The sequence below is a fragment of the Flavobacterium sp. genome, assembly GCF_044341265.1.
In the GTDB taxonomy this organism is placed as follows: Bacteria; Bacteroidota; Bacteroidia; order Flavobacteriales; family Flavobacteriaceae; genus Flavobacterium.
Genome location: NZ_JBIISA010000006.1, coordinates 25,758 through 47,694, shown reverse-complemented (window position 1 = coordinate 47,694; position 21,937 = coordinate 25,758). Strand labels below are relative to the sequence as shown.

Annotated in this window: 22 protein-coding genes and 1 tRNA gene; 12 read left to right on the top strand and 11 right to left on the bottom strand. The window is 29.8% G+C overall.

Features of this window, described 5'->3' with window-relative positions; all coding sequences use genetic code 11:
- Positions 1 to 26: 26 nt before the first annotated feature.
- Positions 27 to 386, top strand: a complete 360-nt coding sequence (locus ACIQ06_RS04235; protein WP_396144034.1) for a hypothetical protein — start codon at positions 27 to 29, stop codon at positions 384 to 386.
- A 45-nt stretch (positions 387 to 431) separates the two neighbouring features.
- Complete coding sequence (locus ACIQ06_RS04230) at positions 432 to 863, top strand: hypothetical protein (RefSeq protein ID WP_396144033.1); 432 nt, start codon at positions 432 to 434, stop codon at positions 861 to 863.
- Between the two features lie 53 nt (positions 864 to 916).
- On the opposite strand, the gene ACIQ06_RS04225 is transcribed toward ACIQ06_RS04230, so the two are convergent.
- From ACIQ06_RS04225 to ACIQ06_RS04200, 6 genes are all read right to left on the bottom strand, one after another.
- Complete coding sequence (locus tag ACIQ06_RS04225; protein WP_396144032.1) at positions 917 to 1,684, bottom strand: sulfite exporter TauE/SafE family protein; 768 nt, start codon at positions 1,682 to 1,684, stop codon at positions 917 to 919.
- Positions 1,685 to 1,731: 47 nt separating this feature from the next.
- Positions 1,732 to 2,172 (bottom strand): hypothetical protein, encoded by a 441-nt coding sequence (locus tag ACIQ06_RS04220; protein WP_396144030.1) that lies wholly within the window; start codon positions 2,170 to 2,172, stop codon positions 1,732 to 1,734.
- Between the two features lie 4 nt (positions 2,173 to 2,176).
- Positions 2,177 to 3,484, bottom strand: a complete 1,308-nt coding sequence (gene murA, locus ACIQ06_RS04215; RefSeq protein ID WP_298304188.1) for a UDP-N-acetylglucosamine 1-carboxyvinyltransferase — start codon at positions 3,482 to 3,484, stop codon at positions 2,177 to 2,179.
- Between the two features lie 77 nt (positions 3,485 to 3,561).
- A complete protein-coding gene (locus tag ACIQ06_RS04210; protein WP_396144029.1) occupies positions 3,562 to 4,284 on the bottom strand; it encodes a DUF4290 domain-containing protein in 723 nt (240 codons plus the stop codon).
- Between the two features lies 1 nt (position 4,285).
- A complete protein-coding gene (locus ACIQ06_RS04205) occupies positions 4,286 to 4,570 on the bottom strand; it encodes a DUF493 family protein (RefSeq protein ID WP_298306661.1) in 285 nt (94 codons plus the stop codon).
- 208 nt (positions 4,571 to 4,778) lie between these two features.
- Positions 4,779 to 7,964, bottom strand: a complete 3,186-nt coding sequence (locus tag ACIQ06_RS04200) for a gliding motility-associated C-terminal domain-containing protein (protein ID WP_396144028.1) — start codon at positions 7,962 to 7,964, stop codon at positions 4,779 to 4,781.
- A 137-nt stretch (positions 7,965 to 8,101) separates the two neighbouring features.
- Here ACIQ06_RS04200 and ACIQ06_RS04195 point away from each other — a divergent pair, with 137 nt between their 5' ends.
- The 6 genes from ACIQ06_RS04195 (at position 8,102) to ACIQ06_RS04170 (ending at position 13,178) form a co-directional block, all read left to right on the top strand.
- The gene (locus tag ACIQ06_RS04195) at positions 8,102 to 8,638 is read left to right on the top strand and encodes an AAA family ATPase (protein ID WP_396144027.1); all 537 of its coding nucleotides are present in this window, start codon (positions 8,102 to 8,104) and stop codon (positions 8,636 to 8,638) included.
- Positions 8,639 to 9,133, top strand: a complete 495-nt coding sequence (locus ACIQ06_RS04190) for a MepB family protein (protein WP_396144026.1) — start codon at positions 8,639 to 8,641, stop codon at positions 9,131 to 9,133.
- Between the two features lie 77 nt (positions 9,134 to 9,210).
- Positions 9,211 to 11,106 carry an ATP-dependent DNA helicase RecQ gene (locus ACIQ06_RS04185; RefSeq protein ID WP_396144024.1) on the top strand — a complete coding sequence of 632 codons (1,896 nt, stop codon included), beginning with the start codon at positions 9,211 to 9,213 and terminating at the stop codon, positions 11,104 to 11,106.
- Entirely contained in the window at positions 11,106 to 12,053 is a 948-nt protein-coding gene (gene fmt / locus ACIQ06_RS04180) for a methionyl-tRNA formyltransferase (RefSeq protein WP_396144023.1), read from the top strand. The genes ACIQ06_RS04185 and fmt overlap by 1 nt, the downstream gene beginning before the upstream one ends.
- Positions 12,054 to 12,234: 181 nt before the next feature.
- Positions 12,235 to 12,507: an HU family DNA-binding protein gene (locus tag ACIQ06_RS04175; protein ID WP_298115502.1), complete on the top strand. Its 273-nt coding sequence runs from the start codon at positions 12,235 to 12,237 to the stop codon at positions 12,505 to 12,507.
- Positions 12,508 to 12,617: 110 nt separating this feature from the next.
- A complete protein-coding gene (locus ACIQ06_RS04170) occupies positions 12,618 to 13,178 on the top strand; it encodes a YqgE/AlgH family protein (protein WP_396144022.1) in 561 nt (186 codons plus the stop codon).
- Here ACIQ06_RS04170 and ACIQ06_RS04165 read toward each other — a convergent pair.
- Positions 13,170 to 14,000, bottom strand: a complete 831-nt coding sequence (locus tag ACIQ06_RS04165) for an aminotransferase class IV (protein ID WP_396144021.1) — start codon at positions 13,998 to 14,000, stop codon at positions 13,170 to 13,172. The two genes, ACIQ06_RS04170 and ACIQ06_RS04165, sit on opposite strands and share 9 nt — an antisense overlap.
- A gap of 61 nt (positions 14,001 to 14,061) precedes the next feature.
- On the bottom strand, positions 14,062 to 14,454 hold the full coding sequence (locus ACIQ06_RS04160; protein WP_396144020.1) for an START-like domain-containing protein: 393 nt from the start codon (positions 14,452 to 14,454) through the stop codon (positions 14,062 to 14,064).
- Between the two features lie 135 nt (positions 14,455 to 14,589).
- Between ACIQ06_RS04160 and ACIQ06_RS04155 the strand changes: the two genes are divergently transcribed.
- Both ACIQ06_RS04155 and ACIQ06_RS04150 read left to right on the top strand, forming a co-directional pair.
- Positions 14,590 to 14,663 (top strand) — tRNA-Met (locus ACIQ06_RS04155).
- Positions 14,664 to 14,730: 67 nt separating this feature from the next.
- Positions 14,731 to 15,945 carry a tyrosine-type recombinase/integrase gene (locus ACIQ06_RS04150; RefSeq protein WP_396144019.1) on the top strand — a complete coding sequence of 405 codons (1,215 nt, stop codon included), beginning with the start codon at positions 14,731 to 14,733 and terminating at the stop codon, positions 15,943 to 15,945.
- 69 nt (positions 15,946 to 16,014) lie between these two features.
- On the opposite strand, the gene ACIQ06_RS04145 is transcribed toward ACIQ06_RS04150, so the two are convergent.
- The 3 genes from ACIQ06_RS04145 to ACIQ06_RS04135 all read right to left on the bottom strand — a co-directional run bounded on the left by ACIQ06_RS04145 (position 16,015) and on the right by ACIQ06_RS04135 (position 19,252).
- On the bottom strand, positions 16,015 to 17,961 hold the full coding sequence (locus ACIQ06_RS04145; RefSeq protein WP_396144017.1) for a sensor histidine kinase: 1,947 nt from the start codon (positions 17,959 to 17,961) through the stop codon (positions 16,015 to 16,017).
- Positions 17,962 to 18,095: 134 nt separating this feature from the next.
- Positions 18,096 to 18,263 carry a hypothetical protein gene (locus ACIQ06_RS04140; RefSeq protein WP_396144016.1) on the bottom strand — a complete coding sequence of 56 codons (168 nt, stop codon included), beginning with the start codon at positions 18,261 to 18,263 and terminating at the stop codon, positions 18,096 to 18,098.
- A 275-nt stretch (positions 18,264 to 18,538) separates the two neighbouring features.
- Complete coding sequence (locus ACIQ06_RS04135) at positions 18,539 to 19,252, bottom strand: LytR/AlgR family response regulator transcription factor (protein WP_396144015.1); 714 nt, start codon at positions 19,250 to 19,252, stop codon at positions 18,539 to 18,541.
- Positions 19,253 to 19,359: 107 nt separating this feature from the next.
- Between ACIQ06_RS04135 and ACIQ06_RS04130 the strand changes: the two genes are divergently transcribed.
- On the top strand, positions 19,360 to 20,043 hold the full coding sequence (locus tag ACIQ06_RS04130; RefSeq protein WP_396144014.1) for a response regulator: 684 nt from the start codon (positions 19,360 to 19,362) through the stop codon (positions 20,041 to 20,043).
- 317 nt (positions 20,044 to 20,360) lie between these two features.
- Entirely contained in the window at positions 20,361 to 21,905 is a 1,545-nt protein-coding gene (locus ACIQ06_RS04125; protein ID WP_396144013.1) for a vitamin K epoxide reductase family protein, read from the top strand.
- Positions 21,906 to 21,937: the final 32 nt, after the last annotated feature.

Genomic DNA, 21,937 nt, shown 5'->3' with positions numbered 1-21,937 from the left:
TTTTCGTTTAATTTAAAACTAAATGAATGAAAAAAATACTATTATTTATTGTCTTAGTTCTATTGACCATTTTAATTATTGGTCTAAAACCAATAGATACATCAAAAGAAAACAGCATCGAAATTACAGGAATTATCAAATCGGTTTCTGAAGGTGGCGCAAAAGACTTAGTTTTTGAATTAGAAAATGAGGAAACCACCTATTATATCAATCGAGGTTTAGAAAATGGGTTTGAATTAGATAAATCCAAAAGGGATTTTGTTGGAAAAAAAGTCACTTTAAACTATGCCAAAAGCTGGACACCATTAGCGCCTTTCGGAACAACTTGCAAACATATAACACAAATTTCAATAGATAATAAAGAAGTTTACTCTGAGTTTGAATAAAAAAAATTATTACATTAGCTTTATCTAACCAATAAAACTAAACCAATGAATACAACAAATTCAAAACCAAGTGCTTCATTTTGGGCAATTTCAATTATTGCATTACTATGGAATTTAATGGGTGTAAATCAGTACATTTTAATGGCATATAAATCTGAAAGTGTAAGAGCTGGATTATCTGCTGAAAAATTAGCATTAATTGATGCCACTCCAGTTTGGTCAACAGCCGCTTTTGCAATTGCTGTTTTTGCTGGTGCATTAGGTTGTATAGTATTACTTCTTAGAAAAAAATTAGCTAACACCTTATTTTTAGTATCATTTTTAGGAATTATAATACAAAACATCGATGCCTTTATGAGATTTAAAATTTCAGAGTTTACCGGTGCAGAAATTACATTTACATTATTAATCCCTTTGATTGGAATACTTTTAATTTGGTATTCTAAAAAATGTATTTCAAAAGGTTGGTTAAAATAATCACAAGCTAAAAAATCCAATTTTGTCTGAAAGCTATGATGAAATTGGTTTTTTTATTTTATAAAAACATCATATCCAAATCTAATCAGTGTTCCAATCACAATAATCAAAAAGAAGATTCTAATAAATCCATTTCCTTTTTTGATTGCCAATTTTGCTCCAATAAAACCACCAAGTGCATTACAGACCGCCATTGGAATTGCAATTGCCCATATAATTTTACCTTTTAATACGAAAAGACAAATCGAACCAAAATTGGTTGCCAAATTCACCATTTTAGCATTGGCAGAAGCATGAAGAAAATCGAAACCAAGAATGGCTACAAATCCGAGAACTAAAAAACTTCCTGTTCCTGGACCAATGAATCCATCGTAGAAACCAATTACGATACTCATCAATATTCCATAAAAAAGCAAATCGCTTTCTGATAAATTCTTTGCTTGATGGCTACCAAAATTCTTTTTCAAGAAAGTGTAAATCGCTATTAAAATCAAAACGACGAAAAGCAACGGTTTCATAAAATCATTACTGACATAAGTCAAAAGCGTTGAGCCCAAAAATGCCGAAATAAATGCTACAATTGCCATGATTATTAGCAATTTCCAATTCATAGTTACTTTCTTCAAATATTGTCGTGCTGCGAACGAAGTTCCGCTAAAAGCTGGAATTTTCAATGACCCAATAATGGAAGAAACTGCAATATTGGGCAATAAAATCAATGCTACTGGAGTTTGAATCAATCCGCCACCGCCAACAATAGCATCGACAAATCCTGCGAAAAATGAGGCAATACAAAGAAGTATGATGATATAGGTTTCCATAGGATTTAATTAAAAATCCCAATCTACATTAGCAGATTGGGATTAGATTATTTATAAGGTATATATTCGTCTTTCCATTCTTTCCAAATAATTCCGGCAAATTTTCCGTCTGGTTTTACCCAAATCCTAACTTCATTTAGAAATTCATTTCTTTCAAAATTAGCTTTATATCTGTAAATTTTCGTGTTTGAACCGAAGCTATCATCAATAATTTCGATAAGTTTCATGTCAATAAACTTTCCATTTCTTTCATCAAGCACATCACAAGCGTGTTGCATTTCTTCTAAAGAAAGTTTTGATAAACTTTCGGTCACCTCTTTTTGACTTAATTGAATAAATTTTCGTGTTTTACAAGTTTCTAACATTCGTTTACCAAAATCATAAACTCTTTGAATCTCATTTTGAGAAATTGAATTTATTGAAACAGTTCTGTAAGTTGTTTTACAAGAAACTAATAGTAAAAAAACAAGTAAACTTAAAAACCTCATAAAATTAAACTCTCACGATATTTGCACCAAGTGCCCTCAATCGTTCGTCAATTCTTTCGTAACCTCTATCAATTTGCTCAATATTTTGAATAGTCGAAGTTCCTTTAGCAGAAAGTGCAGCAATTAATAATGAAATTCCTGCTCTAATATCTGGCGAACTCATAACTGTTGCTTTCAATTGCGATTTGAAATTATGTCCCATAACCACAGCTCTGTGCGGATCACATAACATAATTTTAGCACCCATATCAATCAATTTATCCACAAAGAACAAACGACTTTCAAACATTTTTTGATGAATCAACACATCACCATTTGCTTGAGTTGCAACTACTAAAACAATACTCAATAAATCTGGTGTAAATCCTGGCCATGGCGCATCGGCAATAGTCAAAATAGAACCATCAATATCGGTTTTTACTTCGTAAGTTTCATGTGTAGGAATATAAATATCGTCGCCTCTTCTTTCAAGAGTAATTCCTAATTTTCTAAACACACTCGGAATCACACCTAAGTTATCCCAAGATACATTTTTAATTGTAATTTCACTTCTTGTCATAGCCGCAAGACCAATCCAAGAACCAATTTCAATCATATCAGGAAGAATTCTGTGTTCGCATCCACCAAGTGAATCAACTCCTTCAATAACTAATAAATTTGAACCAACACCTTTAATGTTTGCACCCATAGAGTTCAACATTTTACACAACTGTTGCAAATAAGGTTCGCAAGCAGCATTGTAAATAGTTGTTGTTCCTTCAGCTAAAACAGCAGCCATAACAATATTGGCAGTTCCTGTTACCGAAGCTTCATCTAACAACATGTAGGCACCTTTTAGTTTTCCATCAACTTCTACACCATAAAAATGGTCTTCTCTTTCATAACGGAATTTTGCACCAAGATTGATGAATCCTTCAAAGTGGGTATCTAATCTTCTTCTTCCAATTTTATCGCCTCCTGGTTTTGGAATATAACCACAACCAAAACGAGCTAAAAGCGGACCAACAATCATAATAGAACCTCTCAAACTTCCACCTTCTTTCTTGAACGCTTCTGTTTTTAAGTAGTCAACATTTACTTCGTCGGCTTGAAAAGTATAATCTCCAGGACCATTTTTTTGGATTTTAACTCCTAAATTTCCTAATAATGTAATTAATTTATTGACATCAATGATATCAGGAATGTTTGTAACTCGTACTTTTTCTGATGTTAATAAAGCAGGACATAAAACTTGCAATGCTTCATTTTTTGCTCCTTGTGGTGTAACATCACCTTTTAGTCTAATGCCTCCTTCAATTTGAAAAGTTCCCATAGTTTATCAGTTTCGGGTTAAAAAGTTTCGGGTTTCGGGTTTCAAAAAACTCGTAACTCGCAACTCGTAACTCGCATTTATTTTGGATTATTATTATTTTTTACAAAAGGTTTTTTACCTGGAATTGGTTTTTTGAACCCTTGAATTTTCATGTTTTTTTGTTGCAATTGTGATTTGTTTGAAACCTTTTTGTTAGTTCTAATCAAATCATTTGTAGTCGAAAGTTCTTCTTCGCTTCCTGTTAGATTGATTCTTCCATCAGATAATTCGAAAAGATGTTCGAAAATTACGGCATCAGTTACAGTATCTTTATTCCAACTCAAATACGATTTTTTCATGTGATTGGCAATTACTTTTACCAACGCACTTTTCATTTCTCCTTCTTCCCATTTGTTGGCAACTTCTATCATGTATTTGATATTATTACCATAAAAACGATACTTCGGATTCTTCTGTGGATACGCCAAACGCTCTGGTTTCAAATTGATTACATCACGCGTCGGAATTGGATAAGGTGAATCTACATCCAATTTAAAATCGGACATAATAAAAATCTGATCCCACAATTTGTGCTGAAAATCTGGAACATCACGCAAATGCGGATTCAAACTTCCCATCACTTGAATGATGTATTTTGCCGCTTTATTACGTTCTGTTTTGTCTTCAATTGCCACAGCCAAGTCAATCAATTTTTGCAAATGACGACCATACTCTGGAATGATTAAATGCGAACGCTCTGCATTGTATTCTAAATTGAATACCACATCGTTAGCATTTTCTTTTATATATTTTGGTACCATATTAAAATGAAATTATTCCTTCAATCGAAGAAACTTCTATGTATTTTTCAACCACATCTGCTGGCGATTCCATCATTACATTGATAGAAACACTCGTATATTTTCCTGCTTTAGATTGATGTGTTTTTATTACTGCGCCCATATTGTCAAAAGCATTTTCAACTTCCTCAATTTTTTTAGCATCAGTTGGCACAATAAATTTGTAAAGGTATTCAGTTGGCCACTCAGAAGTATTTCCCAATTCTTCCTTCAGCCGAATGTAAAATTCTTCCGTCTTCTTATCCATTCTTCAAATTAAAATAAACGCAAATATACATTTTTGATATTAGATATTAGACATTAGATATTAGATTTTTTTGAAGCGAAAGTTTTGTGCATTTTTTGAAACTATTTTCCTGCTTTTCACTCTAAAAGGCGACACTTCAAATGAAATTCATCTAACTTCCTTAACAAAGTGAAACAATCAAGATTAGATTCTAAAATAAGAAAAACAACTATCTGAAAACAAGAATCCAGCCACGCTTAGTTTCTCCAGTTCTTAATTGTGCAAAATAAAAATAAGTTGCGTCAGGCAAGTCACCACCGTTATTGTTTTGACCATACCATTCATCTAAATAATTTGCTTTTTCATAAACCAACCTTCCCCATCGGCTGAAAATTTGCAAATTAACTACATCTAAACCTATCAAATCAAGAGAATCATTAAAGCCGTCATTATTGGGTGAAATAACATTTGGAATCTCACAAAAGGTAGCCTGAACGTCAATAGATTGAGTAGCAGAACATCCGTTTGCGTCTGTAATAGTTGCATAATACAGTCCTCTCTCTCCTCCTGTAATTTGAATTGGATTTCCAATAGCCGAAAATCCATTTGGACCAGTCCAATTATAAGAAACTGAAGATGATTCAAAGGAGTTCTGAATAGGAGTTGCTGTCAAAACAAAATTTAAACTTAAACAAGCAGATTCAATAGCAAAATTTGGCAATGGGTTTACCAAAACGTTGACAGAAGATGAACCAGAAACACAACCATCTTGAATTACATTAACAGTATAGGTTCCACTCATTAAATTTGAAATGGAATTAATTGTTGGGTTTTGATCAGTTGAAGAAAATCCGTTTGGTCCAGACCAATTATAGGTACTATTTGGAATAAAAGTAGCAAATAAATTTAAAGTATTAGAATCACAAACTATGGGGTCTACAGAAGCTATTGGTGTAGAAGGCAACGATTTAATTGTTATTGTAATAGTAGCTTCATCAAAAGTATTACACAATCCTATAACTTTATATTTGAAATTATAAATACCCGAAGGTACATTGGTAGCATTCCAAATATTATTTGTAAGCATTCCACTTGTTGAAATTTCTTGCCAAGTACCTCCTGTATCATAACTTCCTAATATCAAAGAAAATAAATCGATGTTATTTGGATTTCCACAATAAGTAATTGCATTATTTTGTCCAGCATTTGGGCTAAATGCATTCGCAGAAATGGTATAATCTAAAGTAAAATCAATACATGAATTAGGATTGCCGGTGTAACGCACTCTTACATGATAAACGCCAACATCAGTAACAGAATTGAAAGTTGGAAATTCTAAAGTATTGGTAGTACTCAATATAGTTGTTGTGGCGTTGTCTTTCCACCATTCGTATTGAAAAATTGAAAAATTTGGTAGGGTTAATGAACCTGGTTGACCATTACAAAAACCTACAGGTGTTATTGCAAAATTAAAAGGTCGAGGCACTTCAAACAAACTATTTAAAATATTACCGCAAGCATCTTCCACTTGAAAGTTGTAAACCGCAGCTGGCAAACCCAAAAACACACTCGAATTTCCATTTTGTATACTAAAAGGCAAACCGTTTTTTTGAGTAATTCGGTAAATAAGAGGTTGCAAACCAATAGCATCAACAAAAACATCATAGGTTCCATTGTTACACAAAAAAGAATACACATCGTTTATTTTGGGTAGACCGTCATAATCAAATTCATGTAATACATTTATACAAGAAGTTGCAGAAGAAAAGCTAGTTAAAATTCTAAAATGTCCTAAAAATGCAAAATTATAGTTTGTTGCTTGGTTTATTAATGGTATTGCGTTATTGCTAAATAATACTCCGCCTGTATAAACAACTCCATTAGATGGATTAAACCATTGATTTGTAACTGGGTTATATTGTTGGAGCCAATAAAAATTAACATTATTAATACTACTATTTGTTGTGTGATTTAAATAAATATCAAATGACCCACAATTTTCTATAATATCTATATCAATATTTTGAATGTGACCAACATTTGCATTAACAGTTACATTGGATGTATTTCCACAGGCATCTGTTAAATTAAAAATATAGATCCCTAGAGGAATATCAACCATGGTAAAAGACCCATTTGAAATAGAACTTGTTAAATTTAATGGTAACGTAGCTGGATAAGAAGTAGGTGCTTGAATTAAAATTGCTGTTTGCAAATTTACACCTGCTAATAAATTAGCTAAACCTGAAGAACATCCTACAGCTGGGCTAACAAAGATAAATCCATTATCATCTGCCAAAGTAATAACTTGATTTCGTATTACACCACACTTATCAACTGTAGTGAATGTATAAGTTCCTGGTAAAGAAGTAAATAAAACAAAATACCCTACTGAATTAGCTGTCAAAGTATAAGGTAAAACATAAGGTAATCCTGACGGACCATTAATTAAAACGGCACTTACAGCATTTATTATTACGATATTGCGATTATTACAAAGTAAGTTTTCAAAAGTAAGTAATGGAACAGTAGACGAATTTACTTCAACTCCATTTCTAATATAAGTATTTCCACATCCATCTAAAACACTAATATTATATGTATAATATTGGTTAGGATATAAAATTATATCCTGCATAACTTGTAAGTTGTTACTTGATGTAATGGTCTGATTATAAACAATTGGCGCACCACCACTTGGTGGATTTACTGATATTGTAATTTGTAATGGATAAACTATAACGCTATTAGGTATATTTTGTATTGAAATGGTTATTTTTGTTAAAGTACAACTTATTATATCAATAGTATTACTAACCGCAATTCCTAAATCAGCAGGAGTATTCAGAACTGTAAAAGTTTGTACAACTCCTTCGCCACAAGCATCAAATACTCTAACACTATATTGACCAGCAATCAAGCCTGTAAAAACATTTGAAGGTTGTAAAGGTCTTACAATAGGTCCAGCAAAAATTTCATATGAAACAGCTGTACCAGTTAAAGTATTTACAGTAATCGAACCATCAGCACCACATATTTCATTGTTTCCACTTAAGCTATACGTTAATAATACAATTTGATTTACTATGGTTATATCTTGTTGTTGGCTGTTTGTTAAACTTCCTAACGATTGGGTAGCCACTACTCTATAAGTTCCTGCAACTAAACCAGAAAAACTTGTAGTGTTTTGAACTGAAATTGGAGTGGTCAAATTAGGTAATTGGTAAATCGTATAAACCATTGTTGCACCAGCCGTAGTATTAGCAACAGTAAAATTTAAAGTTCCATTTGCTGTGCAAGTTTCATTAGTTTTTGTAACATTTAATGTAAAATTAGTCAATTGACAATAAGCAAGATTTGAAAAGAAAAAAAACAACCCAAAAATGGTTAATGACTTGAAATCGATTTTATACATAAAAGCCTATTTATATTTAAAGATGCAGATATTAAATTTTGGTTGCGTTGAATTGTTAAATATAAAAAAATAAAAATAAAAAACACTTCATTTTATCTAAAACAATTCAATAAATTTGCACCTTATTTCAAAAAATTTTGGAAAAAGAAATTGTAGTTATTATTGGCGGTCCTGGAACAGGAAAAACAACAATCATAGATAATTTATTATCAAAAGGACATTGTTGTTATCCAGAGGTTTCGCGCGAAATTATTAGCGAAGCACAAAAACAAGGTATCGAACAACTTTTTCTAGAAAAACCACTACTTTTCAGTGAATTACTCCTCGAAGGAAGAAAAAAACAATTCCAAAACGCCAAAAACGAACCACACAAAACTGTTTTCCTAGACAGAGGAATTCCTGATGTTTTGGCTTACATGCATTACATTGGCGATAGTTATCCATCGTTTTTTGATCAAGCTTGTCGCGACCACAATTATGATAGAATTTTCATCCTTCCTCCATGGGAAGAAATCTACGTTAGTGATGACGAGCGTTATGAAAACTACGAACAAGCCAAATTAATCTACAATCATCTTGTAGAAACGTATCAAAAATACGGTTATGACTTAATCGAAGTTCCAAAAGGAACAGTTGAAGAACGTACTAATTATATTTTACAAGCTTTGCAATAAATGACGTTTCAAGAACTAGAAAAAACTTCAAGCTTAGTTTTTGAAAAATTGGATTTAAAAATCCGAAATCTCATTATAGAAAAAGAAAGTCAAGAGTATTGCGCTGCTCAATTTGAACTCAACAATTCAAAAATAATTTTTCGAAAATCTAAAATCACACCAACCAAAATTGGACAATTTGTTACTTTATGGAAACGTATTGATGAAAAACCAATTCAACCGTTTTCATCAACCGATGACTTTGACTTTGTGATTATTAATTGTGAAACTCCTATTCACTTCGGACAATTTGTTTTTCCAAAAACTATTTTAAAAGAAAAAGAATATCTTCAAAGTCAATCTAAAAAAGGAAAATTAGGATTTCGAGTTTACCCTTCTTGGAATAAAACAGAAAACAAACAAGCGCAACAAACTCAAAATTGGCAATTAAATTATTTTATAGAAACTCCAATTTCTATTTTGAAAGCACAATCACTTTATTCAAAAAATCTATAAGTCTAATTATATTTATTGTTTTTACTACTTTTACGAAATATTCCTAATTTAAAATTCCTAATTCGTAATTGAATACAATGTCTAAACCATTAGAAATCCTTCAAAAATATTGGAATCACGATGCGTTTAGAACTCCGCAAGAAGATATAATTGCTTCCGTTTTAGCAGGAAAAGACACTTTTGGATTAATGCCAACTGGTGGCGGAAAATCAATTACTTTCCAAGTTCCAGCCATGATGATGGAAGGCATTTGTTTGGTCATATCACCTTTAATTGCCTTGATGAAAGACCAAGTTCAAAATTTGCAAAACAAAGGAATCAAAGCCATTGCGTTAACTGGCGGAATTGCTTCAGATGAAATCATCGACTTGTTGGACAACTGCCAATATGGAAATTATAAATTCCTTTATTTATCACCAGAACGATTGCAAAGCGATTGGATTTTAGAACGCATAAAAGGTCTTCCTATAAATTTAATTGCTATTGATGAAGCACATTGTGTATCGCAATGGGGACACGATTTTAGACCAGCCTACTTAAAGATTTCAAAGCTCAAAGAATATTTTCCAAATGTGGCTTTTTTGGCACTTACAGCTTCGGCAACTAAAAGAGTTCAGGAAGATATCATTACACAATTACAACTCGACAATCCTGCGATTTTTGTTAAATCATTTGCTAGAGAAAATTTAGCGTACATGGTTTTTAATGTAGAAGATAAATTGCATTTAATGGAGCAAATTTTGAAGAAAAATCCGCAGCCATCAATCATTTATGTTACCAATAGAAAATCATGTTCAGAAACCGTTAAACAATTAGAATCTTTAGGGTTTTCGGCAACATATTATCATGGTGGTTTATCTTCAAAAGACAAAGAAAATCACATGAAACTTTGGATGGACGAAAAAGTTCAAACCATAGTTGCCACCAACGCCTTCGGAATGGGAATTGATAAAGCCAATGTAAAAACGGTAATTCATTTACACATTCCACCCAATCTTGAAAACTATTATCAAGAAGCCGGACGCGCAGGAAGAAATGGCGAAAAAGCATTTGCAGTTTTGCTAACCAATCCTTCCGATGTTATTCATGTTGAAGCACAATTTCTTAGCATTTTATCAGATAAAGCATTCTTGAATTTGGTTTTTGTAAAACTTTGCAATTATTTCCAAATTGCTTATGGTGAAGGAATTGACGAGAAGTTTAGTTTTAACATCAATCATTTTTGTACCAAATACAACTTTCCTGTTTTAAAAGTTTACAATGCTTTGCAATTTTTAGACGGACAAGGAATCATCAGTTTATCACAAGAATTTACTGAGAAAATCACTTTGCAATTTATAATTCCGTCTAAAGAAGTGATTCGTTATATGAGTTTGAATCCACAAGATGAAGAAGTTATTTTAACCATTTTACGAACCAATCCAGGAGTTTACGAATCACAATCGGTAATTAATATTTCGCTCATTGCAAAAAAATCCAATTGTGATGAAAACAAAGTTTTAGCCATTCTTCACAAATTAAATGAAAAGCAAGTCATTGAATTGCATGCCAAAAACAATGATGCCACGCTTACATTTAATGAAGTTCGCGAAGATGAACGAACGATTAGCCGAGTTGTAAAATATCTTGAAGCACAAAATCAATTAAAAACTGAACAACTAAAATCAGTTTTACATTATATAAAGGAAGAAAAAACTTGTAAGAGTAAATTGCTTTTAGAATATTTTGGAGAAAAAGTCAAAAAAGATTGTGGTGTTTGCTCCTATTGTATTTCCAAAAAGAAAAACAAGACGGATACTTCAAGTTTATCAGATAAAATAATTGGTTTACTGAAAATTCAAGAAATGAGTTCGAGAGATATTCAAAAGTTGACCAAATATCCAAAAGACGATGTTATCTTTGCACTTCAAAATTTAATGGAAAACGATACTATTATTGTTAAGCCAAATAATTTATATTCGATAAAATCATAATGGAAAAATTAAGAATTGTATTTATGGGAACTCCTGAATTTGCCGTTGGCATTTTGGATACCATAATTAAAAATAACTACGAGGTTGTTGGAGTGATAACAGCAGCCGATAAACCAGCAGGTCGTGGACAAAAAATAAAATATTCTGCAGTAAAAGAATATGCTCTAGAAAATAATTTGAATTTATTGCAACCAACCAATTTAAAAGACGAAAGTTTTTTAGCGGAATTAAAAAGTTTAAATGCCAATCTACAAGTTGTTGTAGCGTTTAGAATGTTACCAGAAGTAGTTTGGAAAATGCCATCATTAGGAACCTTTAATTTACATGCTTCACTCCTACCTAATTATCGTGGTGCAGCGCCAATTAACTGGGCAATAATAAATGGAGAAACTAAAACAGGAGTTACCACCTTTTTTATAGATGATAAAATTGATACTGGAGCCATGATTTTGAGTAAAGAAACTCCAATTTCATTTACTGAAAGTGCTGGAGAATTACATGACCGATTAATGACTATCGGAAGTGAAGCAGTAGTTGAAACATTAGCATTGATAGAAAAAGGAAATATTGTTACTACAATTCAAACCGATTCATCAGATATTAAAACAGCTTACAAATTAAATAAAGACAATTGTAAAATTGATTTTTCGAAATCAGGAAAAGAAATTTATAACTTAATTAGAGGATTATCTCCATATCCAAGTGCTTGGTGCTTCTTTAAAGATGTAACAGAAGAATGGAATGTAAAACTATATGAAGCAAAATTGGTTGAAGAATCACATAATTTTGAAACTGGAAGTATCATTACAACTAAAAAAGAAATAAGAATAGCTGTTAATAATGGATTTTTGGAAATACTAAGTCTACAGTTTCCTGGAAAAAAGAGAATGAAAAGCTTCGAATTGTTAAACGGAATAACGTTTTCGACAAATGCAAAAGCGTTGTAAGGCATTGCAATCATTGAAAAAACAAGGTTTTCTCACCTAAAATCGTCACTTTTATTAACAAATATACCGAGTTATCAACAAAATTAGCAAAAATGACCTCTATCACTTGTGTAGTCTGTAATTTCTACTAAATTTGTTTTGATTAACAAAAAAGTTTAACCAACAATTAATAACTATTATTATGAACAAATCAGAATTAATCGATGCTATTGCTGCTGACGCAGGAATTACAAAAGCAGCTGCAAAATTAGCTTTAGAATCATTTTTAGGAAACGTAGGATCAACTTTGAAAAAAGGTGGAAGAGTATCTTTAGTAGGTTTCGGATCATGGTCAGTATCTAAAAGAGCTGCTAGAGACGGAAGAAATCCTCAAACAGGAAAAACTATCAAAATCGCTGCTAAAAATGTAGTAAAATTTAAAGCTGGAGCTGACTTAGAAGGTTCTGTAAACTAATCTAGTTTATCTTTGATATAGAAAACCATTCGTTCATCGAATGGTTTTTTTTTGCAATAAAATTTGGTTTTATAACTTTTATTTGTACTTTTAGTTAAAATTGCGTCAAAATGACATCTGAAAAACTCCAAAAAGGACAACTTTTAATAGCAGAACCATCCATAATTGGCGACTTATCTTTTAATAGGTCTGTTATTTTATTGGCCGACCATAACGAAGAAGGTTCTGTTGGATTTATTTTGAATAAACCTCTTGAATATACCATCAACGATTTGCTTCCAGAGATTAACGGTTCGTTTGTCATCTACAATGGCGGACCAGTGGAACAAGACAATTTATATTTCATTCACACCATTCCTGAGCTGATTCCAAATAGTATTGAAATTTCAAATGGAATTTTTTGGGGTGGCGATTTTGAATTGACAAAGAACTTAATCAACGATGGTAAAATCAATAAGGAAGATATTCGCTTTTTCTTGGGTTACACCGGTTGGAGTTCTAACCAATTGGAAGATGAACTGCAAGCCAACTCATGGATTATTACCTCAAATAATTATGAAGCTGCTATTTTAAGTAAATCTTCAAAGCAATTTTGGAAAGAAAAAATTATCGAATTAGGTGGCGAATATGTTATTTGGTCAAACGCACCAGAAAATCCAATTCTAAATTAAGTCATTAATTTTCTCCAATAGTACTTTAGACAAATCACTTTTGTATTCCTTTTTGCGGTATTTTGAAATCGGTTGAATTCCTGAAATCACATTGGTAATAAACAATTCATCAGCCTTTTGCAAATCGAAAGGTGAAATTGATTGCTCTAAAACTTCAATATTTTCAATTTTTCTCGCAACTTGGAGTACTTGCTTTCTCATGATTCCATTTAAACAGCCGTCTTCAATAGATGGTGTTATCAATTGATTCCCAATTAACATGAAGAGATTTCCATTCAATGCTTCGACTACGTTTTTTTCATTGTTTAGAAGCAAACAATTTTGCAAATCATTTTCATCGGCAAAAATACTACCTGTTATATTTATTATCTTATTGGTAGTTTTGATTGTAGAAAGTAATTGCTTTGTAATGTAAAAATCTTTGTATAAATCTACTTCATACATTGCATCGGAAAAGGAATAATGCGTTTCATTTAATGGTGAAACTTGAATTAAAAACGAAACAGTTCTTGTTTGAGGAAGATAAAATCCTCCATCGTTTCTATAAACGGTCAATCTCACACGAGCTGAATTTTCACAATTGTTAGCTTTCGCCAAATTCAAAACTTGCTCTTCTATGTATTCTAAAGTGAAATTATTTGGAATTTGCATTCTAACAATTCTCATAGAAGCCATTAATCTAAAATAATGATCTTCAAGAAATAAGATTTTGTTATTTACGATTTTTAGCGTTTCAAAAACACCATCACCATATAAAAAACCTCTATTAACATTAGACAAAGTAGTGTCTGAAGATTGAATTTCGCCGTTGTAATTAATCATAAAAAAATCCCGTCTCTTTATTAGAATAAGACGGGACAAATATAAGTTTTAAAAATGATTTCTAAACAGAACCAATAACATGTTTTAAATCGGAAACTTGATTTTCCCAAAGTTGTTTAGATTCGTCTAATTCTTCTTCGATAGCAAAATCTACTACCATTAAAGAAACATCTTTTGTGATTTCATCTTCAAGAATTCTCAATTCAAAATAGAATTCAGTATCTTTTTTATCATCATCAATCCATTTGAATTTTACTTTTTCACCAGTTTTTTTTGAAGCTAGTCTAGCATGTTCTTGAGTATCATCCCACTCAAAAGTAAAAAACTCACCTCTAGAATTTACGTTATCAGCAAACCATTCTTGTAATCCAGAAGGAGTTGATATATATTGATACAGCAATTGAGGTGAAGAATTTATAGGAAACTCTATTTCGTAACGTACTTTTGGTGACATATTCTAATTTTTGCGAAATATATAATTTTTATTTAAAAAAGCAGTCAAGAAAAAAAATATTTTTTTTCAATTTATTATTTGGACAATATTATATTAGTCTTATATTTGCACCCGCATTCAGGGAATGCCACATCAGGCGAGGTAGCTCAGTTGGTTAGAGCGCAGGATTCATAACCCTGAGGTCACGGGTTCAACTCCCGTCCTCGCTACAAGTTTTTAAAAAGACGTAATACTATATTTTATGCGGGATTAGAGCAATTTAATCCCGCTTTTTTTATGTCTAATTTATTACGATATTTGTACACTGAACACGATTTTGAACACAAAGTGATACAAAAGAAAAGATACTCTGAACCTAAAATTTATGATGCCAATGGTGATTTATCAAAACGTTGGTATGTATATTTTTCTTTTAGAAAAATAATTGGTGGACCACTTGAAAGGTTTCCAAATAACATCTATTCACCTCAACATTATGATAAAAAAGAACGAATTGAATGGTTGAAAACTATTCAACGTAACTTATCAGTTCTGTTAAAAGATGGATTTAACCCCTATAATCCTGACGGAAACTTCAATTTTGAGAACGAAGAGTCTCAAAACAAATCGATAAATGAAGCTTTTGAATTTGCATTAAATATTAAAAAAAGCACTTTAGCTGAAACTTCTTACAAAGGATTGGAAGGAAGAATTAATCGTTTTGAAAAATGGTTGAGCGAAAATGGTTTTAAAAACAGATTAATTACCTCTGTAAATAAAAAAGTTGTAACACATTACCTTAATGAGATTTTAATTAGCACATCTCCTAAAAATAGAAATAACACTAGAGCAGATATTAGCACTATTTTTTCAACTTTAGAACATAATGAAATAATTCCTCAAAATTTTGTTCAAAAGATACCTGTATTAAAAAGCAATCCTGAAAAAAATAAATCGTATTCAAGTACTGAAGAAACTAAGATTTTCGATTATTTAGACAAGAATAACAAATTACTTTCTTTATACGTAAAATTTATTTCATACAACTTTTTAAGACCTGTTGAAGTTAACAGACTTACTATAGGCGATATCGACCTAAACGATAAAATTATTAAGATTAAGACTAAAACAGGTTTTAAACTAAAAAGAATACCTCAAATACTTATTGATGAAATGCCAGATATTTCTTCATACAATAAGGATGCCTTCCTGTTTGGCAGAAAAGATTTTGGGCAATTTTGGGATGCTAATGAAACGAGCAGAAGAAATGATTATTCAGATTATTTCTTCGAAGTAAAAAAGAAATTTGGTTTAGGTAAAGATTATGGACTTTACAGTTTTAGACATACTTTTATTTCTAAACTATATAATACCTTTATAAAGGAAATGACACCTGAAGAGGCTGAATCTAATATCATGTCGATAACAGGTCATGCAACCAAAATAGCTTTAAGGAAGTATTTAAGAGAAATTAATACTTATATACCTGAAGATTATTCTAAATATTTGTAATTAAGATAGAGCACTATGTTTAATATAAAATTTAAAAAATATAATGAAATATCTAATAAATCTATAACTTTATAAATTTTCGGTTTTTATCTTAATGCAAATTGTAGTACCAATATTGACTTCGCTACTAATTTCTAGTTCTGCTTTAATTGTTTTTACCCTTTCTCTAATATTACTCAAACCTATACCATTTGGTTTGTCATTTTGTTCAAAACCTTTGCCATTATCTTGAATATTTAAAATCAAAATGCTTTTTTCTTTTTCTAAAGATATTTTTACATTGCACTCGCTTGCTTTTGCATGCTTATTAACATTCAAAATAGATTCTTGCAGAATTCTAAAAATATTGATTTTAACTAAACTATCAATTTTGTCCCAATTTATTTGATGATCAACTTCAATAGAATAAAATGTTTCTCCAATTTCATTTTGAAGCTGGATTAAATTAGATAGTAAACTAACATAGCAAAACTGAGCACCTATTATATCTGTCTGTAAATCATGTGAAATAGTTCTTATTTCTTGTTCAATGTCTTGAAGTAAGTCAACATAAGTTAAACGTTTTTCCTTTATTTCTTTAGCATCGCTATCATTCAAAATTCCCAACTGCATTCTTGCGCCATAAAGTTTATTCATAACACTATCATGTAATTCTTTAGAAATGCGATTCTGCTCTACTTCTTTTGCTGTACTGAGTTTTAGTTGATATTCTTTTAGCAAATCAAAAATCTCCTCCTCTGCTTTTTGTTGTGCTATTCTAAATTCAATTTCTCTTTTTTGACTTTTGATATATCGGTAAACAATTACTAAAACTAAAGCAAAAATCGAAAGTAAAGACCCAATAAGTATATAAGTATTCTTAGCACTCAAAATCTTATTTTCATCTTCCACTACTGAAGTTTCATATTCAATTCGGGCATATTTATTTCTATTAATTCTTTGGGCTTTAGCTAAACTATCACTAATGACTATATATCTTTTGTCGTAAATAGCAGCATTTTGATCATCAATTTGAGATAGTAATAGTAATGATTTTTTAATTTCCTCTCCCATCTTAAGCTTTTCAGACAATTGCAAAGATTGTTTTAAATAATTTATAGCTTGAACAGTATCGTTGACTATTGAATAATATTCTCCCAGATTTTTTAATTGATAAACTGTCTTATCTTTAAAATCATTTTTTCTCGATATGTATAATGCATCTTTGAAATTTCTTTCTACTCCATCTAACTTTCCACTCATCATTTTAGAATAGCTAAGATTAGCAAGAGCTGTAACATAACCTTTAGTCCATTTCTCTTTCAAATCAGAATTCAAAATTATTTCTAATTCTTTTATAGATTTATTATATTGAAACATTTTTTCATAAACGTTTGAGAGGTTTATGGTAGAAGTTGTACTATAAAGAAATTGTTTTTCAATATCTGAATTAGTACCTTTTATATCTTTCAAAACGCTCTTTGCAAGTAATTGATATTTTAATGCTTGTTGAAACTCCTCTAGCTTTTCAAAATTCAATCCCATCAAAGAATATGCTGCGAAAAGCATTTCTGCATCTTTCTCATTTTTTAAATAAAGCAAAGCATTGGACACTTGAATTTCACTTTCTAAGTAATTGCCTTCAAAAAACAAAATATGAGCTTTTTTAAACAATTCAATTCCTATCCTTTCCTTATTATTTATAGCTTTGTAAAGTTTTTCAGCTCTTTGATGAAAATAATACGCACTATCTTTTTGAGTAAATTCAAAGGTATCACCCATGTAGGAATATGCTCTAGCTATTGAAAAGGTGTCTTTTGCAATACCCGATAATAGAAGTATTTTTTTGCTAACTTCAAAAGATTTTGAATATTCATTTAAGTAGTAATATTCACTAGATAAATTAAATAGAAAATTCCTATACAAAGTATCATTAGGCATTCTTTTCGAATGTTCAAATATAGAATCTAAAAATTTTATTTTTAATTCGTTTGTATTATTCTGATAATCTTTATTTTGAAACAATTTGTAATTCATGGATTTAACTTTTTCTTGGTTACAAGATAAAATTAGTCCGAAACTAAAATAGATAATTAAAATTTGATATTTTTTCAAAACTTTTTTTCCAAAAATAAACAAAAAAAAACCATGTTTAAACATGGCTTTCATTTTTACTTTTTTGGAGCTGGTAGTATAGGATCTCCATCAACATCTTTCGCTAATTGCATATTAGAATCTTGATTTGTAGGCTGGGAAGTGTCTTCATCGACTGTACAAGAATTCAATGATAATGCTGTTAATGACAACAAAAATAGTTTTACTAAAAAATTGGTTTTCATAAAAAATCAGTTTAAAAATTAGAAATAGTTTCTTAGTCATGTCTTCTGGACACAACAATTCATTTGATTTTTCTGAAAAGAAGGGATGTCTTTTACAGTTGTGTTTTAATGTCTTTTCCCTACATTAAAACACACATTAAAGCTTTAATATTCCGTTTTTGGAATAGTCAAATTTATTAAGACTAACCAATTAAAAACTAAGTTTTTAAGGGTGTTTAGCAACTCACATATCTGGACGAGTAACTCGTAGTGTTTTGAGAATAACTCAACAATTTTTAAGATATACGAAGAATTATAGTATCAATATTAGTTTTGTATGTTCTTGAAAATGGAAGAACAACTTCATTGTTCTGTAAATAACAACTACTTTTACCCAAATTAATCCTACTTACATATTGAATATTAATTACATATCCATGATGGATTCTAAAAAAATAAAAAGGAAGTAATTTCTCAAAATGTTTAAGTGTCTTATATGCTGATACTACTTTTCCTGATTTCAAATAAAAATCAGTTGTATTATTATCTGCTTTCAAATAAACAATCTCACTTGCACGAATAAAATTATAATCTCCATTCGATTTTATTGATATTGTATCTGTATGCAATGCTTTGTGAGTCTTTTGAAAGCGCATCAAGCATTTTCGCAATTCATTTGGGTCCATCGGAGTTAATAAAAAACCCGATACTCCTCTCTGATAAGCTTCATAAGCAGCTTCTTTAATATCACTTAATACAATAATTGTAGGTAATTCATCTAAAAACTCATGTAGTTCACTCAATAGTGAAAATGAAATTGAATCAGATTCTTTGTCTAAACTATTTATAGATAAGAACACTACTTTGGGTTTTAATTCAAGTATTCTATTAATGGCATCTTTTCTTGTTTTACAAACGGCAACACACAAAAAATCATCAAATTCTTTAATTTGTTCCACTGTAGATTCTAAATCATTGGAACCACCAATAAGTATATAAGAAAATTGCATTTTTTTTTGCAATTTAGATTAGTACTATAAACCAATTTTACGGTAAAACCGTAATTTTTAATATTTTTTGATTAGTTTTGGTTTACTTTAATTAGAATAAAGTTGATATGGATAAATCAAATCTTCCAAAACGAACTATTTTATTAGTAGACGACCATCCAATTAATGTAGACAGCTACCAAACTCTTTTATCAAGTATAGAATCAAATAAAAACGCAGAATATCTTGTAGCTTTTGACTGCGAACAAACATATAATGCAATCAATAAACATCAAATTAATGGTAAGAATATTGATTTTGCTTTTATTGACATAAACCTACCTGAATATCCTGAAAAAAAACTATTTTCAGGAAGCGATGTTACAATCCTAATTAGAAAAAAATTTCCGCTTTGCAAGATTATAATAATTTCTATGCACAAGGAGCCAAATTGGGTAAACCAAATATTTAAAAGTGTTAATCCTGAAGGATTCATTGCTAAAAGCGATATTAATTATAAATGTTTTCCTGAAATATTTCAAAGCATAGAAAAAAATGAAATTTACATGAGCCAATCAATTAAGTTATCTCAAAAAATTATGATTCAAAAAAATATAAATTGGGATGACTATGATAGTAAGATTCTTCAATTAATTGCTCAAGGAGAAAAAACAATAAATCTTCCCAAGTTTATTCCACTATCTTTAAGTGCTATTGAAAAAAGAAAAGCTAATATCAAAAAACAATTAGTCCTAAATTTAGGTTCAGACAAAGAACTAATTGATGTAGCAACAAATTTAGGTTTTTTATAAACTATAATAATGGCCTCATACATTAAAAGCCTCTAAAATCATTTTAGAGGCTTTTGATTTTTTAAAAAATATAAAAAAATTTATTTGTTAAATTATAAATAGTTTATTAATAATAAAGATTAAAAAGAACACCGTAAAAAATAACTAAAAAAACCGTAATAACATCAGAAGAATACTAAGTAGTATTGTATAAGTATTTGATTAAGTGGTTTTATTTTTCAAATTTAATCTTAATTTAATCTTAATTTAATCACTATGAATAAAATGGCTACTGATAAAAAATAAATTAAATAATCAGCAAAAACATTCACCAAAAATTGAAAGAATCTATAGAAAACTTAGTAAATAAATACATTCAGTTATCAAATTACAAAGTAGAAAAAAACGCTGTTGATTTGCATTTATTAACTCATCCTGATTATCCAAGTGTTAAATCAATTTCAGATACTTATGACTATTTTGGAATAGAAAACATTGTTGCAAATGTTCCTTTTGAAGCAATCAGCCAATTACCTGAAAATTTTATTAGTTTGATTAATGGGAAACTACATCTAGTTAAAAAAGACAAAAATTATGTTTATTTAATCGATTTTAAATTGCAAAAAACAAAGATCCCATTAGATAAATTAAAAGAAATTTGGAATGGAATCATAATAGCCATTGAAACAAATGGAAAAATGGAAAATAATAATAAAATCAAAAAGGAATATTTATTCTTCAGTATTTTATTATTGATTAGCATTATTCCTGCAATCGCAAACTTTAATTTAATTTCAATTGTCTTTACTATTTTAACATTTATTGGATTTCTGATTAGTTATTTCATTGTCAAAGAAACTTTTGGCATGAATAACAAAATAATAAATAAATTTTGCGATACAGTTTCTAAAAATCAAGGATGTAGTAATGTAATTAATGACACAAAATCAAAATTATTTAATGAAGTTTCCTTAAGCGATTCTTGTATTGTTTATTTTTCATCATTGTTACTATTTTCTGTTTTTGTTGAATTCAATGTAAGTTTACTTTTTCTAATTTCAATTTTTAGTCTTCCAGTTATATTTTACTCAATATATTACCAAGCATTTGTAATAAGAGATTGGTGTGCGCTGTGTGTTGGAATATCAGTAATCTTACTAACACATTTTTTTATTTTATTCAATAATTTCAACTATTTCATTTTTGACTTATCTATAATTTCAAAAGCTATTTTTATTGTTATTGTTACAAGCATAATCTGGTATATAATTAAAAATATTCAAATCAGCAATTTAAGTTTAGAATCAACAAAAATTGATTTTATAAAATTCAAAAGAAATAAGAATTTATTTAACGAGTTACTATCAAAAAAACAATTAATATCTAACGATATAGTATTAGATGATGAAAGAATATTTTTTGGATCAAATAATCCAAAGCTAGTTTTTATTGCAGTTACAAATCCTTTGTGTGGATATTGTGCGGAATCTTTCCAAACCTACTATGAAATATTAAACAAATATGAAGATGTTCAAATAAATTTTGTCTTTTCATTATTTACAAACGACCCTAATAATCCAGCTTATAAAATCTTAAATTCTATTTTAGAAATATATCATAGAAAATCAAAAAAAGATGCAATCGAAGCATTAAAAAAATGGTTTGATTCAAAAGATTTAGATAATTGGATTAAAAAATATGGGGCAACAGAAGTGAAAAACGATATAAACAAGATGTTAGAAAAACACAGACAATGGTCGTTAAATAATAATATTTCCCAAACACCAACAACCATATTAAATGAATACTTCTATCCAGAAGATTACAATATTAAAGATATTTTCTATTTTATTGATGACATGCTATTAGAAAACAAAAACTAAAAATCTATTTTAAAATAGATTAAAGATATTCT